Raw genomic sequence first — 15,768 nt, 5'->3', positions numbered from 1 at the left:
CCACGTCAACGTCGCCTTGCCGTATATATGTGACTGACTTCGTCAGTCTTATCTACAACCTCAAAACAGTTTTTTGAGCAGCCTGCGGCTAGTTTGCTCTTTGATTTTCATTGAGTATAACACAAAAGGTAGCCCACCAGCTACCTTTTTCTTATGCTTCCTCAATCAAGCGTGTGTGTTCTCTCTTGATGCAACGATTCATCACGATATCATCACATCCTCCAGCACGCAAGATTTCTTCCGCTTCTAGACTTTCAAGTCCTAGCTGTGCCCAAAAAATCTTTGCATCAGCTTTGAGAAAATCACGCGCCACATCTGGCAAAAATTCACTGCGCCGGTAAACATTAACAATATCTACAGGAAAAGGAATCTCAGCGAGGCTTGCATAAGCCTTTTCACCCAAGATTTCGCCACCTGCTACCTTGGGATTGACTGGGATGATTTTATAACCCCGAGCCTGCATTTCCTTGGTCACTCGATTGCTAGTTGTTTCTTCACGGTCTGACAAACCCACTACAGCAAGGGTTTTACTCGTTGCTAGATACTGACGAATCACACCATCACTTGGATTGATAAATTCTTGACTCATAGAAATCCTCCTTTTTCATCAGTATAGCATATTTTGAAAAGGCTTGCAGAATTCTACTACAAAAAAGGAGGACTAGCCCCCTTTTTATTTAGCCTCGTACCAGGTTGCCCCTTCATTTTCATCTGCAATGAGGGGAACACTGAGTTGAATGGCTTCTTCCATGATTTGTTTCACTAATTTTTTCATCTCTGCCAGTTCCGATTTAGGAACTTCAAGGACGATTTCATCGTGCACTTGCAGAAGCATCTTAGTCTGATAACCACCTGCAACCAAGGCTTTATCCAGCTGAATCATGGCAATCTTGAGAATATCTGCCGCCGATCCCTGGATTGGTGAATTAATAGCCGTCCTCTCTGCAAAACCACGAATATTAAAATTGCGCGAATTGATATCTGGCAACTCACGACGACGCTTGAAAAGTGTCTCTACATAGCCCTTATCACGCGCCTCACGCACCACTTCATCCATGTAGTTTTTAATACCTGGGAAGCGTTCAAAGTAGGTATCAATGTAGGCCTTGGCCTCCTTACGGCTAATGCCCAAATTATTAGACAAACCAAAATCTGAAATCCCGTAAACCACTCCAAAGTTGACGGCCTTGGCATTGCGACGGTCGTTTGGCGTCACATCCTCAGGACGTTCAATTCCAAAGACACGCATAGCTGTTGAAGTATGGATATCTGCCCCCTCTTGGAAGGCCTTAATCAAGTGCTCATCCTTAGAGATATGCGCCAAAACTCGCAATTCAATCTGTGAATAGTCCGAGCTGAGCAGAACGCTATCCTCCCATTCAGGTACGAAAGCCTTACGAATGAGACGGCCCTGCTCCAAACGCACAGGAATATTTTGCAAGTTTGGATCCACACTAGACAGACGCCCAGTCTGGGTCAAATCCTGCACATAGCGAGTATGAATCTTGCCATCAGCCAAAATCCAGTCTTGCAAGCCAATTACATAAGTAGACTGAATTTTAGCAATCTGACGATAGTCAAGAATTTTCTTAACAATCGGAGCAATAGGAGCCAGGCGCTCCAAGACATCCACCGCTGTCGAGTATCCAGTCTTAGTTTTCTTAGTGTATTCTAGAGGTAGCCCCAATTTTTCAAAGAGAAGCACGCCCAACTGCTTAGGCGAGTTAATATTAAACTCCTCACCAGCCAGTTCGTAAATCTCCTGAGTCAGTTTTTCAATAACAAACTCATTTTCAGCCTGCATCTCAAGCAAGGTCTCTTTCTTGACCGTAATCCCAGCAATTTCCATCTTGGCAAGGACAAAAGCCAGAGGTTGCTCCATATCATAAAGAAGCTCTAATTGCCCATTTTCACTGAGTTTTTCAAGCAAAATAGGCTCAGTCTCAACCAAAACAGCAAGCTTACGCGCCAAATGTTCCAAGAATTTCTCGCGTTCAGGAATGGCCTTCTTGACTCCCTTACCATAGAAAGTCTCATCATCGACCAAGTAAGTCTGACCATAAAGACTAGCGATGGTCGCAATTTCATTGTCCTCCACAGTCGAAAGGAGATATTTAGCCAAACGACTGTCAAAAGCAGGCGCCTGCAAATCCACACCCAAACGATGCAAGAGAACTTTAGCTTTCTTAAAGTCATACACCCTCAAAGGTGTTTTTTCTAGAAAATCCTTGAAAATAGGCTCTTGCAAAAGTTCAAGCTTGTCTGTAGCATAAAGCTTATCCCCACAAGACCAGGCAAAACCAACCAAATTATCCGTATGGTAATTCTCACCAAAGAGTTCAAAGTGGAAGATAGACTCTTCACTCAGCATATCTTGACTGACTTGCTCAACGATAGTAAAGTCCAAACTTTCAGCCACATCAGCTGACGACACATTTAAAGCCTGCTTGAGCTGTTTGAAGCCCATCTCATTGTAGAATTTCCCAAGATTTTCCACATCTGGACCACTATAGACCAAATCCTCCAAACCAATCTCAATCGGTGCCTTGGTATCAATGGTCGCTAGTGTTTTAGACAAAAATGCCTGTCCCTTATCATTGATAAGATTTTCCTTCATCTTAGAAGCCTTCATCCCATCGATATTTTCATAAATCCCCTCAAGCGAACCATGCTCCAGCAAGAGCTTGATACCCGTCTTTTCACCAATTTTGGTCACCCCAGGGATATTATCCGACTTATCACCCATGAGCGCCTTGAGATCGATAAACTGAGTCGGGGTGATGCCCATCTTTTCCATAAGATATTCTGGCGTAAAGGCCTCAAACTCAGCCACACCTTTCTTAGAAATTTCAACCACCGTATGCTCATCCGTCAGCTGAATCAAGTCCTTGTCCCCACTGACAATGGTAATATCAAAACCATCCTGCTCTGCTAGTTTATCCAGTGTCCCAATAATGTCATCCGCCTCATACTGGGCCAACTCATAGTGACGAATCCCCATATGATCTAGCAACTCACGAATAAAAGGAAACTGCTCCCGAAACTCATCTGGAGTCTTAGCCCGACCTCCCTTATAGTCCGCATACATCTCAGTACGGAAGGTGGTCTTTCCCGCATCAAAGGCCACCAAAATATGACTAGGCTCAACCCGCTCCAATAAATGACTCAACATCAACTGGAAACCATAAATCGCATTGGTATGCAAACCAGCCGCATTCTTAAAACGGTCCAACTGCTGATAGAGGGCAAAAAACGCCCGAAAAGCAACAGAAGACCCATCAATCAATAATAATTTTTTCTTATCCATACACCCATTATAAAGGAAAGCACCAAAAAATACCATTGAGAAGAGCGATACCCAATATTTTTCACACTTTTTCCGAATAAATAGATAGTAGCAGTGAATCTAGTAAACCTAGATTTAAAAATGTGCTATAATGAAAGGAGAGAAAGAATGATTCTCAGACATCCGGGCATCAGCCCAACCAATGACTTGGTTGCTAAGAAAATCTTTAGCAACCCAGAAATCACTTGTCAATTTATTCGCGATATGTTGGACTTGCCAGCCAAAAATGTAACGATTTTAGAGGGAAGTAATATTCATGTTTTGCCTTCCATGCCTTACTCGGCACAGGATTTCTATACCAGTATAGACGTCTTGGCAGACCAACTGCTGGACTACAAGAGCTGGTCCGAGGAGGACAGGAAAATGTTTAGTCAACTACGTATGCGTTAAGAACAAGCCTTGTTAGCTCAGGACTATGCTTTGGAAAAAGCTGAAGAAAGAGAATTGGAGCGTGGGAAAGTTGAAGGAAGGGAGGAAGGGAAACTTTTTGCCTTTCTGGATATGGCTCGTCAATGTCTTTTGACTTCATAGGTTACTAGCCAGCAGTTGGATATGTCAGTCGCGAAGTTTTAGTCCTTGTTATGAGGTCACATTTTAAATAGTAGAAAGTTAATGGAGTGGCTAGTTATTTCCAAAATACTTGCCATTTTTGCTTGACATTTGGAAGGGGTTATAGGATAATACCATAGAAGTGAGTTCTGTCCAACTATCTATGTGGATTAGATATGTGAGGTTTGACTCAAGGTTTAAGAAGTTTGTGAGATTTTTACTTGGAAGATACGGTATTTGACGGGTATTTCATCTTACAAAGGCGTTTTTTCAACCTTTTTTTGAAAAAATAGCTGAAAAGTTTAAAAAATCGAAGAAAACCCTTGACAAATCCTGCAAATATTTATATACTGTATGGTAGTAAGATAGTCTTACGAAAAAAATTTTAAAGAAAAATAAAGGAGATAAAACGATGAAAAAAGTTTTATTGACAAGCGCAGTCGCTCTTGCAGCATTTGGTGCTGTACAAGTTGTTTCAGCAGATTCAAGTTTTGACAAATTAGTTGCTGATGCTTTGGGTATTACAGCTCCAGCTGCTACTACAGATACTAATGACCTTACGATGGAACAGTATAATGCGGTCAAGGATTTAGTAAAAACATTGCGTGAAAAAAATGTTGCCTTAGAAAAGGCTAAGAAAACACATGCAAGTGTAGAAGCAAAATTCGAAGAGGCTAAAAAGGCATATTCTGATGCAGTATACGCTGTTCGTACAGCTAAAGCCAATAATGTAGCTGCTCAAGATAAAAAATCAAAAATTGCTGAGGTAAAAGAAAAAATCGCAGCAGATTTTGCTGGTGATCTTTCTAAAGATGCAGACGCATCTACAAATAAATATGGTGTCAAAACACAAGAGTTAGCAGAAAAGACAAAGCAGTTAGGGTCTGAAGCAGATACTGCAACAACAGTAGTAGTTGGGAAAACAGATTTGACTGCCTATGCTAACTTGAAGAAGGCTACAGCAACCTTCGATGCGGCTAGTAATGAACTAGAAACTTTATTAAGTACAAAGCAACCTATTGCTGGTGCTCCAGCTGCTGATGTAAAAAAATTTAACGAAGACAGAGTTAGATTAGAGAAAGCAAAGAGTGATGCTGAAGTAGCAAAACAAGAAGCTGCTACAACCGTGGATACTCTGAAAAAAGAAGTAAAAGATCTTAAGGATGCTAAGCAAGCGGCAGATAAGCAATTGAAAGTTTTGGATGATGCGATTGAAGCATTAACTAAGGCTATTGCTAATGAGACAGGATCAGTTGATGGCAAAACGCTTGCAGAATTAACTACTTTTGTAAATGACAAACAAACTGACCTAACTAAAGCAGCCAAAGCAGTTGAAGACGCAGAAGTAAATCTGAACACTGCTAAGAGTGATTTCGATACAGCGAAGAAGGCTGCTGAAGATGCCTATAAAGCACAAAAATTACCATTTGTGTTAGAAGATATTCTTAAACCTGCTCAACCAACTCCAGAACCAGCACCTCTCCAATTTGGTTGGAACAAAGATGCTAAGGGTAATTGGACTTATGTAGTTGACTCAAAAGGTAAAAAAGCAACTGGTTGGGTTAACGATAAAGGAACTTGGTACTACCTAAACGCTGAAGGCGTAATGCAAACAGGTTGGGCTAAAGATGGTAACACTTGGTACTACCTAAAAGACAACGGTGCTATGGCGACTGGTTGGGTTAAAGATGGTAATACTTGGTACTACCTAAAAGACAACGGTGCTATGGCGACTGGTTGGGTTAAAGACAACGGAACTTGGTACTACCTAAACAGCAACGGTTCTATGGCAACTGGTTGGTACAAAGTTGGTGAAAAATGGTACTACTCATACGCATCAGGTGCTCTTGCAGTTAACACTACTGTAGATGGTTACACTGTAAACGGCAACGGTGAATGGGTATAATCCTAATAACTAGAATATAAAACAGGAGAGGAATCTCCTGTTTTTTTGCTCTTTGTCAGCTATAGTGGGAGAGTTTTGGGTGTTTTCCTTGGAACTCCGTCTATTGGTTAGAAGAAAATAAAAAGTGAACAAGACGATATTTCAGTCCTGTTCACTTTTATGTTATAAGCTATTCTATAGTCTTACAACAGCGCCTCAAACTCAGCGACAGTCATGCCCAACTGCTGGCTGGCAACCTTGGAAGTCAGGAGACCTTGACGGGCCATATCCAGAAAGGCAAAAAGTTTCCCTTCCTCCCTTCCTTCAACTTTCCCACGCTCCAATCCTCTTTCTTCAGCTTGTTCCAAAGCATAGTCCTGTGCTAACAAGGCTTGTTCTTCGCGCATACGTAGTTGACTAAATATTTTCCTGTCCTCCTCGGACCAGCTCTTGTAGTCCAGCAGTTGGTCTGCTTGACTGATGGCTCGTTCGGGTTCTTGGGTAAAGGGCTTGTTACCGAAAAACTCTAACCACGGCTTGCGAACCTCGTCTTTGCTGGTTTCTCTGTATTTTTTTAATTCCAAAAATGCCATCTTGACCAGATGGTTTTCTTGACCGTTATTTGTACTGGTCTCACAACAACGCCTCAAACTCAGCGACAGTCATGCCCAGCTGCTCACTCGCAACCTCAGAAGGCAAAAGACCTTGGCGAACCATATCTAGAAAAGCAAAAACTCTTCCTTCAACTTTACCACGTTCAAGACCACGCTCTAAACCTTGTTCAAGACCCTCTGCCCTAGCTGTTTCCAAGGCATAATCATGAGCCAATAATGCTTGTTCTTCACGCATACGTAGTTGACTAAACATTTTCCTGTCCTCCTCAGACCAGCTCTTGTAGTCCAGCAGTTGGTCTGCTTGGCTGATAGCTCGCTCGGGTTGCTGAGTAAAGGGTTTATTCCCGAAAAACTCTAACCAGGGTTTGCGAACCTCGTCTTTGCTGGTTTCTCTGTATTTTTTTAATTCCAAGAACGCCATCTTGACTAGATGGTTTTCTTGACCGTTATTTGTGATGGTTAAGACTTCACCTGTCGTGTCCTCTCGCATACTAAAGCTATGAAAAGCCAAATCATCTTGGAAATAATTGCTGTCCACGATTGCGATAGCGTATACTGGTGCGATGTGTTTGTAACTCTGATGAGTATTGCCCTCTTGCTGGCGAATTTTTTCTAGATTTTGATTGACCTGACTGCATAGGTAAGCCCACAAACGATTAATGAAAAAATTCTGATGATGAACTTGAATTTCAATAATTACTTGCGTGCCATTGTCCAACTCTGCCAAGACGTCTATACTGGTATAGAAATCCTGTGCCGAGTAAGGCATGGAAGGCAAAACATGAATATTACTTCCCTCCAAAATGGTTACATTTTTGGCTGGTAAATCCAACATATCGCGGATAAATTGACAAGTGATCTCTGGATTGCTAAAGATTTTCTTAGCTACCAAGTCATTGGTTGGGCTGATGCCCGGATGTCTGAGAATCATCCTTTTCCTCCTTTTATTATACCACAGTCTTATACTCAATGAAAATCAAAGAGCAAACTAGGAAACTAGCCGCAGGCTGTACTTGAGTACGGCAAGGCGACGTTAACGTGGTTTGAATTTGATTTTCGAAGAGTATTAAATCTAGTTTTACTAGATTCACTGACTCTATCTATTTATTCGGAAAAGAGATGAAAAAAACCTGAGAATCATCTCAGGCTTGGTCATTAAATCTTTTTCTCAATACTGAAAAGTGGAGAAAGTGGGCGTTTTTCATGGATACGTACAATAGCATCCCCTAGGAGATGAGCGATTGAAATCTGTTCAATCTTATCGATCAAACGCTCTTCTGGGAGATAGATGGTATCCAAAACAACCAATTTCTTAATAGCTGATTTTTGGATATTGTCCATAGCAGGACCAGAAAGAACTGGGTGCGTACAGCTCGCATAGACTTCAACAGCACCAGCTTCTGCAAGGGCATCTGCTGCGTGACAAATCGTTCCAGCTGTATCAATCATATCATCAATCAAGATACAAGTCTTGCCTTCGACCTTACCGATGATGTTCATGACTTCACTAGTATTCATCTTATCAACACTACGACGTTTGTCAATGATAGCAATAGATGTTTTCAAAAATTCTGCCAACTTACGAGCACGAGTCACCCCTCCATGGTCTGGGCTGACAACCACATAGTCAGAACCAACCATGCCACGACGCTCAAAATAATCCGCAATCAGAGGAGCTCCCATCAAATGATCCACAGGAATATCAAAGAATCCTTGAATCTGCGCAGCATGCAAGTCGATTGTCAACAAACGATCCACTCCAGCTACTTCAAGCATATTTGCAACAAGTTTTGAAGTGATTGGCTCACGCGCTCTCGCCTTTCTATCCTGACGTGCATACCCATAGTAAGGCATGACAACATTGACAGATTCTGCACTCGCACGCTTCAAAGCATCTACCATAATCAAAATTTCAAGCAGATTGTCATTTACAGGCGAGCTAGTTGATTGTAGGATAAAGACGTGTTTCCCACGGATTGATTCTTCGATGTTGACCTGAATCTCTCCATCTGAAAATTGGCGGACACTTGATTTCCCCAACTCTATCCCAATCTCCTGCGCTACACGTTTTGCCAATTCTTGATTAGAAGAAAGGGCAAACAGCTTTAAATCAGAAAAAGACATGATTTCCTCCGGTATATATGTATCACTTGTGCTTTTCACAAGATTTTTCCATCTACCATTGTAGCGCTTTTTACACTATTTTTCAATCAAAAATAAAAGAAGGGCAGCATATTTGTGCCCCTGCATCATTCTTTTGAAAAATATTCTAGTTCATCAACTCATTGTGCTTCTCAACAAAGCGATAAGCCTGATAAAAACCATAGAGAGTAATAGCTGTAACCACTGGAATCGCTAATGGCAACTCTGTCTCCAATTCTACAAAAGGAGAGTTAAATAAGAAGTGAGTTCCCAAGGCTAAACCTAGGAAAATAAGCCCCTCTTTCTTGCCAGTCTTCTGCCCTTTATAGGCTCTGTAAAGCAAGTAAACACCTACTACAGCCAGACCTGAAAAAGTCCAGTGAGAGGCAATTCCTGAGATGATACGCTCTAAAATTCTCGAAATAGTAAAGTCAAATCCCTCTGGCAAATCCGTACGAATGTAGCCAATATCCTCAATCATTTGGAATCCCAAACCAGAAGCAATCCCAAGTAAAAACAAAGATTTTAATTTTCGCACAGGAACCAAAGCTAAAACAAAAACAAGTGGCAATAATTTCAAGGGTTCTTCTACCAAAGGAGCCACAATAGCACTTTCAAAGGCATTTAAAAATGCACTATCTGGGAAAAGAACCTCCAATAAATCATGGATATAGGTATTAGCAAAACTAGACAACCAGCCTGAAAGGAACATCCCACCCAATAAAGACAGAATCAAGGCCTTCTTGGGTAATTCCCATTTTTTCCCAATACGGAAAAGGAAATAAAGAGCCGGAATCATGTAAAAGAGAGCTAGAAAGATAGAAACTCCCATTAGTCCATATTCCGCACCTGACATCGAACCGTCCGTATAGTAGATGGTTTCATACTGCAAACCAATACATAGCAATAAAATAAAAATAAATAAAATACTGTTTTTCTTCATACACTTTCTTTCTAAATGAAGTATTTATAATTCTACGACTGTCATACTTCCTGTATCCACATCGTAAATAGCACCAGAGATAATGACATCATCTGGTATTAGGGGAGACTCGATAAGGAGTTGCATATCCTCACGTACACTCTCCTCTATATCTTGAAAGGGCAAGAAGTCCTGGTCTGACACATCGACACCTAGTTCCTCTTTCAGATACTCATGAAAAGGACCATTTTCAAAGGTCTGAGCACCACAGTCTGTATGGTGCAACACCACAATCTCTCTTGTCCCCATCTGTTGCTGGGAAATAACTAGCGAACGAATCATGTCCTCTGTCACTCGACCACCTGCATTCCGCAAGATATGAGCATCCCCAAGTGCCAAACCTAGAGCTTGCGCAACGTGCAAACGTGAGTCCATACAGGTCACAATGGCTACTCTGGTTTTGGGTTTAAGTGGCAGATTTAACTGCCCATGTAGGGCAACATAAGCCTGATTGGCTTGCATAAACTGTTCAAAATACGACACGATTCCCTCCTTGAAAATTTGATAGTCAAATATTTCTCCTATCTTATCATTTTTAAGAAGATTTGTCACGGATTATGCAAAGACCTTTTTCAAAACTTCCTGAATCGTTGTCACGCCAATGACCTGAATTTTCTTAGGCGGAGTGATTCCTGTCAAGGAATTCTTAGGCACATAAATCTTAGTAAAGCCCAGTTTAGCAGCTTCATTGATGCGTTGCTCGATACGATTCACGCGTCGAATTTCTCCTGTCAAGCCCAGTTCGCCTACAAAACATTCCTGAGGATTAGTTGGCTTGTCCTTGTAGCTCGAAGCAATAGCAACCGCAACGGCCAAGTCTATCGCAGGTTCATCCAATTTGACACCGCCAGCAGATTTGAGATAGGCGTCCTGATTTTGCAAGAGAAGACCTGCCCGCTTTTCCAAAACAGCCATAATCAAGCTAGCACGGTTGAAATCAAGTCCTGTCGTCGTACGCTTAGCATTTCCAAACATGGTCGGTGTCACCAAAGCCTGAACCTCCGCCAAAATCGGACGCGTCCCTTCCATGGTCACAACGATTGATGAACCAGTTGCTCCATCCAAACGCTCTTCTAGGAAAACTTGACTCGGATTGAGTACCTCAACCAATCCGCCCGACTGCATCTCAAAAATCCCAATCTCATTAGTGGAGCCAAAACGGTTTTTGACCGCTCTCAAAATACGAAAGGTGTGATGACGCTCCCCTTCAAAGTAAAGCACCGTATCCACCATATGCTCTAGCATACGAGGACCAGCCAAGGTTCCCTCCTTGGTCACGTGCCCTACGATAAAGATGGCAATGTTATTGGTTTTGGCCAGCTGCATAAGTTCAGCTGTCACCTCACGCACTTGAGAAACAGATCCCTGCACCCCTGAAATCTCAGGAGACATAATAGTCTGAATGGAGTCAATAATGAGGAAGTCTGGTTGGATGCGCTCCACCTCAGCTCGAACACTCTGCATATTGGTCTCTGCATAGAGATAAAACTCGCTATCAATATCTCCCAAGCGCTCTGCTCGTAGTTTAATCTGCTGGGCAGACTCCTCCCCACTGACGTAGAGAACCGTTCCCACTTGGGACAACTGGGTTGAGACTTGTAGGAGAAGCGTTGATTTCCCGATTCCAGGATCCCCACCAATGAGGACAAGACTTCCCGGTACCACTCCGCCTCCAAGTACACGGTTGAATTCCTCCATCTCCGTCTTGGTTCGATTGACATTGATGGAAGTCACCTCAGCTAGTTTCATGGGCTTGGTTTTCTCCCCCGTCAAGGACACACGCGCATTCTTTACCTCGGCAACCTCTTCCACAAAAGAAGACCAAGACCCACAGTTGGGACAACGCCCCAGATATTTAGGGGAATTATACCCACAATTTTGACATACAAATGTCGCTTTTTTCTTTGCGATGATAAACCTCTTTCTATATCTCTAACTCACACTCAATTACTTGGCAAAAATCAATCTTCTCATTTGGCACAAACTGACGCATGAGCATTCCGTGAGTTACAATGATAATAGTTTTATAATTTTTATATTTTTCCAAAGTTCTTAAAAAACGATGACGCATCTCCGGAGCAGTTTCATAGCGATAAGGAGAATCTTCAGGTAAACTTCCTTGATGTTTTAGATAATATTCATGAGCTACCAATACACTAGTTAAATCAGAGTTAGTACCATCTAAGTCTGGACGCCACTCATGAAAAAACGGCTCCACAAATAAGTCCAATCCTGTTTCAACCGCTATATAATGTGCTGTTTCTAAAGCCCTCGTCACAGACGATGAAATAATAATCTCTGCCTTTCCAAAACATGCAGTTTTAGCAACTTCTTTTGCCAGACTGCGACCTTTTCCTGTCAATGGTGCTAAATCACGACCAAAACCACTATAGAGTCGCGGATTTTCAAGTTTATCAAGCATACTATAATCTGGCTCCCCGTGACGTACAAAGATAATCTTCATCCTAGTTCCCAGTCGATCCAAATCCACCAGTCCGTACACCGTCTGCCACATCTCCATCTGCAATTAAGAAAGGAGCAAAGACAGCCTGGACCACACGCTCCCCAACTTCAAGAACAACCTCTTGGTCTGTAATATTCTTCATCTGAGCAAAAATATGTCCTTCATTCCCAGGATTTCCATAATAGTCCCCATCAATGACCCCAACTGAATTAATCAAGACCAAGCCCTTCTTACGAGGGTTTGAAGAGCGATCATAGAGGTAGAGAACCTCCGTCGGTTGCATATAAGCCTTAACCCCTGTCGGAATTAATACAATCTCTCCTGGAGCGATAACTGTGCGCACAGCAACCTTTAAGTCGTAACCAGCCGCATGCGCTGTCTCACGCTTGGGCAATAAATTTTCATCTGTAAAACTAGAAACTAATTCAAAACCACGAATTTTCATCATCTTCTCTTTTCTATTATCATTTATTCTAGATTATTCTATCTTATTTATTCGGAAAAAGCACGAAAAAAAGAGCACACAATTCAAATCGCTTAGGGCTGCTGGATTCCTCCCCTGACCCGCTTCACGCAGAACTGTTGCTCCACTGTTTATTATATCACATTCCTATTCATTTTAAAAGCAAAATTATTTTTTCCGTCTATTTCTAAAAAAGTCCTGCATAATAGCTGCGCATTCATCTTCCAAAATTCCCGTTTCAACCTCCACACGATGATTGAGACGCTCATCTGTCAAGATATCGTACAAACTCCCAGCAGCGCCAAATTTCTGGTTTTTAGCCCCATAGACCACGTTTGGAATACGGGCGAGTCCAATCGCCCCACTACACATGACACAAGGCTCAATGGTCACAAAAAGCGTGCAATCCAGCAAGCGCCAACTCTCCTCACTCAGGTTCGCATGCTCTATAGCCATAATCTCCGCATGCATAACCGCTCGTTGCAACTCCTCACGCGCATTATGCCCACGGCCAATGATTTCTCCGTCCTTGACAATCACACAACCAATTGGAATTTCATCATGTTCAAGAGCAATCTCAGCCTCTCTCAAAGCTTCCCTCATAAAGACTTCTTTTTCTTCAACTGTATAATTCATCCGTTTCTCTTTTCTTGCTTATCGATTTTATTATTATATCATGAATCCCAAGACAAAAAAAGCCACCGAATGCGGTGACTCTATAGGGAGATTATTATGAAAAAGAAAAGTTTAGGATATTTGTTACAACAAGTTAGGAGGTCTTCTTGTAACTGTCTATAGTATACCCGACCTATCTTAAATAAACCTTAAAAATCTCTTAGGACCAAACACTTTCTAAAATATTTGTTTGTTCACGACCAGGACCTACTGAGAAAGTAGAAATACGAACTCCAACCAATTCACTCACACGACGAACATAGTTACGCGCATTCTCAGGAAGATCTTCCAAATTACGAACTCCGGTAATATCTTCTGACCAACCTGGCAACTCTTCATAGATAGGCTTGCAACGTTTCAATTGCTCAAGACTAGCTGGATAGTAGTCAATACGTTGACCATCAAGATCATAGGCCACACAGATTTTCACAGTATCTAAACCACTCAAAACATCGATAGAGTTCAATGAAAGGTTAGTAATACCAGAAACGCGACGGCTATGGCGCATCACAACTGAATCAAACCATCCCACACGACGTGGACGACCAGTTGTTGTACCATATTCATGACCGACTTCACGGATACGTTCTCCCACTTCATCAAACAACTCAGTTGGGAAAGGACCGTCTCCTACACGACTCGTATAGGCTTTACATACACCAACAACCTTGTCAATCTTACTTGGACCAACACCAGAACCAATGGTCACACCACCAGCAACAGGGTTTGATGACGTAACAAATGGATACGTGCCTTGGTCGATATCTAGCATAACACCTTGTGCACCTTCAAAAAGAACACGTTTACCGTTATCAAGCGCATCGTTCAAAATAACAGATGTATCTGTCACATATTTCTTGATTTGTTGACCATATTCGTAATATTCTTCAAAAATATCATCGAAAGCAATCGCTTTACTGTCATACAATTTTTCAAAAAGACGATTCTTTTCAGCAAGGTTACGTTCTAAGCGCTCTCGGAAAATATCTTTATCCAAAAGATCGGCAATACGAATCCCAACACGAGCAGCCTTGTCCATATAAGCTGGACCAATTCCCTTGATTGTAGTTCCAATCTTATTGTCGCCCTTAGCTTCTTCTTGCAAGCGATCCAACTCGATATGATAAGGCAAAATAACATGCGCGCGATCAGAAATACGCAAGTTATCAGTTGTCACACCCTCCTCATGAAGATAGTTCAACTCTTTTACAAGAGATTTAGGATTTACAACCATACCATTCCCAATAACAGAGATTTTTTCAGGGAAGAAAATTCCAGATGGAATCAAGTGCAATTTAAACTTCTTACCATCAATCACAATCGTGTGACCTGCATTATCACCACCTTGGTAACGTGCAATCACTTCTGCATTCGCTGAAAGGAAGTCTGTAATCTTCCCTTTACCTTCATCACCCCATTGGGTACCTACAACAACAACTGAAGTCATAATCTTGTCTGAGCCCTCAGGCTCTTCCTTTCTCACATACATGGCAGGACTCTCACCTGCAATTATATCTTACAATTTATTATAAGAAAAAATCGCCTTTTTATCAAGAAGAAACAATAGAAAGATTTGCTATTTCCAACTATTAAAAAATGTTTTAGAAAAAATTCCGGCTATTTATCATTATTTTCCCACAAAAAGTTAAATTTGTTCGGAAATTAACTCATACTGTCTCAACAAGCAACAAAACCCTGTTTCATTATCAATTTTTCAAGATACAAACGATAAGCAACACGATAATGGTAAACGATAAAATCCCTACGACACCCAATGCCATATCTAACTAAATAATAAATCAAAAATTTAAAATGAAAATGTTCCCAGTCAAAATGATCCCCGAAGAACATACCATACTCTTCTTCAATATTTCTATAAAAATCCGCCATCTGCTCATAAATTTTTTGTAACATAAGCATACACTCCTTTACTTTTTATAAGCTTATTCTAACAAAAAATTATAAACAGTTATTATAAAATCCTGAATTGCTCAAATACCAACCTCAAAAAGATAACAATTAGGAAAAGTTGACAGAATAAGGAGAAATCTACTACCTAAATTTCAAAAATTAAGATAATGGAAGCGGAAGGATTCGAATCCCTCGAAGGAGCGTATTTACAGTCCGCAACGTTTAGCCTCTTCGCTATCCTCGATTAAAGTACTAAAAAGATCTCCTTAAAACTGTGGTACATTACTCGAAAACGGAGGGCTCTGAAACTTTACTCGGCAAAAAGGCTCTATAATATTTGTAGTGGGAAAATCCCCTATAGATATTATGGAGCCGATTTTGTTGTAGAAAAAAAGTCCCATAAGATCTATAATGAAAAGTGACCAAACAACCCATTAGAAAGATTCATATGGAACAATTACATTTTATCACAAAACTACTAGACATTAAAGACCCTAATATCCAAATTATGGATGTTGTTAATATAGATACCCACAAAGAAATCATTGCTAAACTAAATTGTGAGGCCCCATCTTGTCCTGATTGCGGAAGTCTAATGACACGAGATAGATTATAAATTACATAACAAAAAAGAGGCCTAAACCTCTTTTTCTTAACTACTCCGCCAGTAGGACTCGAACCTACGACATCATGATTAACAGTCATGCGCTACTACCAACTGAGCTATGGCGGATTAA

12 protein-coding genes, 1 tRNA gene, 1 other RNA gene and 4 pseudogenes are annotated in these 15,768 nt (G+C 41.2%); 3 read left to right on the top strand and 15 right to left on the bottom strand.

Features of this window, described 5'->3' with window-relative positions; translation table 11 throughout:
* Positions 1 to 151 precede the first annotated feature (151 nt).
* Both ACLNCP_RS09065 and polA read right to left on the bottom strand, forming a co-directional pair.
* Positions 152 to 589: a CoA-binding protein gene (locus ACLNCP_RS09065; RefSeq protein ID WP_000076488.1), complete on the bottom strand. Its 438-nt coding sequence runs from the start codon at positions 587 to 589 to the stop codon at positions 152 to 154.
* An 84-nt stretch (positions 590 to 673) separates the two neighbouring features.
* Complete coding sequence (polA, locus tag ACLNCP_RS09060; protein WP_424844341.1) at positions 674 to 3,307, bottom strand: DNA polymerase I; 2,634 nt, start codon at positions 3,305 to 3,307, stop codon at positions 674 to 676.
* A 147-nt stretch (positions 3,308 to 3,454) separates the two neighbouring features.
* On the opposite strand from polA, the pseudogene ACLNCP_RS09055 reads away from it, so the two are divergent.
* Both ACLNCP_RS09055 and ACLNCP_RS09050 read left to right on the top strand, forming a co-directional pair.
* Positions 3,455 to 3,877 (top strand): annotated as a pseudogene (locus tag ACLNCP_RS09055) (hypothetical protein).
* 1,465 nt (positions 3,878 to 5,342) lie between these two features.
* Positions 5,343 to 5,801 (top strand): annotated as a pseudogene (locus ACLNCP_RS09050) (choline-binding protein A); the annotation flags it as partial.
* A gap of 182 nt (positions 5,802 to 5,983) precedes the next feature.
* On the opposite strand, the pseudogene ACLNCP_RS09045 reads toward ACLNCP_RS09050, so the two are convergent.
* From ACLNCP_RS09045 to comW, 12 genes and pseudogenes are all read right to left on the bottom strand, one after another.
* Positions 5,984 to 6,412, bottom strand: a pseudogene (locus ACLNCP_RS09045) (Rpn family recombination-promoting nuclease/putative transposase); the annotation flags it as partial.
* A 1-nt stretch (position 6,413) separates the two neighbouring features.
* Positions 6,414 to 7,325, bottom strand: coding sequence for an Rpn family recombination-promoting nuclease/putative transposase (locus ACLNCP_RS09040; RefSeq protein ID WP_424844340.1), 912 nt, complete (start codon positions 7,323 to 7,325; stop codon positions 6,414 to 6,416).
* A 224-nt stretch (positions 7,326 to 7,549) separates the two neighbouring features.
* Entirely contained in the window at positions 7,550 to 8,518 is a 969-nt protein-coding gene (locus tag ACLNCP_RS09035; protein WP_033682853.1) for a ribose-phosphate diphosphokinase, read from the bottom strand.
* A 145-nt stretch (positions 8,519 to 8,663) separates the two neighbouring features.
* Positions 8,664 to 9,479, bottom strand: a complete 816-nt coding sequence (locus tag ACLNCP_RS09030; protein ID WP_424844339.1) for a PrsW family intramembrane metalloprotease — start codon at positions 9,477 to 9,479, stop codon at positions 8,664 to 8,666.
* 24 nt (positions 9,480 to 9,503) lie between these two features.
* A complete protein-coding gene (locus ACLNCP_RS09025; RefSeq protein WP_084886336.1) occupies positions 9,504 to 10,001 on the bottom strand; it encodes a beta-class carbonic anhydrase in 498 nt (165 codons plus the stop codon).
* 72 nt (positions 10,002 to 10,073) lie between these two features.
* Positions 10,074 to 11,429, bottom strand: a complete 1,356-nt coding sequence (gene radA / locus ACLNCP_RS09020; RefSeq protein ID WP_261067284.1) for a DNA repair protein RadA — start codon at positions 11,427 to 11,429, stop codon at positions 10,074 to 10,076.
* Between the two features lie 13 nt (positions 11,430 to 11,442).
* Complete coding sequence (locus tag ACLNCP_RS09015; protein WP_084886338.1) at positions 11,443 to 11,982, bottom strand: histidine phosphatase family protein; 540 nt, start codon at positions 11,980 to 11,982, stop codon at positions 11,443 to 11,445.
* A gap of 1 nt (position 11,983) precedes the next feature.
* Positions 11,984 to 12,427, bottom strand: coding sequence for a dUTP diphosphatase (locus tag ACLNCP_RS09010; RefSeq protein WP_261037283.1), 444 nt, complete (start codon positions 12,425 to 12,427; stop codon positions 11,984 to 11,986).
* Positions 12,428 to 12,483: 56 nt separating this feature from the next.
* Positions 12,484 to 12,581: signal recognition particle sRNA small type (ffs, locus tag ACLNCP_RS09005), an RNA gene on the bottom strand.
* A gap of 32 nt (positions 12,582 to 12,613) precedes the next feature.
* Positions 12,614 to 13,081: a tRNA adenosine(34) deaminase TadA gene (gene tadA / locus ACLNCP_RS09000; protein ID WP_120770748.1), complete on the bottom strand. Its 468-nt coding sequence runs from the start codon at positions 13,079 to 13,081 to the stop codon at positions 12,614 to 12,616.
* Positions 13,082 to 13,280: 199 nt separating this feature from the next.
* Positions 13,281 to 14,567, bottom strand: coding sequence for an adenylosuccinate synthase (locus tag ACLNCP_RS08995; RefSeq protein ID WP_084886348.1), 1,287 nt, complete (start codon positions 14,565 to 14,567; stop codon positions 13,281 to 13,283).
* Positions 14,568 to 14,797: 230 nt separating this feature from the next.
* A complete protein-coding gene (gene comW, locus ACLNCP_RS08990; RefSeq protein WP_424844338.1) occupies positions 14,798 to 15,034 on the bottom strand; it encodes a sigma(X)-activator ComW in 237 nt (78 codons plus the stop codon).
* A 445-nt stretch (positions 15,035 to 15,479) separates the two neighbouring features.
* On the opposite strand from comW, the pseudogene ACLNCP_RS08985 reads away from it, so the two are divergent.
* A pseudogene (locus tag ACLNCP_RS08985) lies at positions 15,480 to 15,635 on the top strand (ISL3 family transposase); the annotation flags it as partial.
* 55 nt (positions 15,636 to 15,690) lie between these two features.
* Here the strand turns inward: ACLNCP_RS08985 and ACLNCP_RS08980 are convergent.
* Positions 15,691 to 15,764 (bottom strand) — tRNA-Asn (locus ACLNCP_RS08980).
* Between the last annotated feature and the right edge of the window lie 4 nt (positions 15,765 to 15,768).

The organism is Streptococcus sp. CL6.35, assembly GCF_049737915.1.
GTDB lineage: Bacteria > Bacillota > Bacilli > Lactobacillales > Streptococcaceae > Streptococcus.
This window is presented reverse-complemented; position numbering and strand designations above follow the sequence as displayed.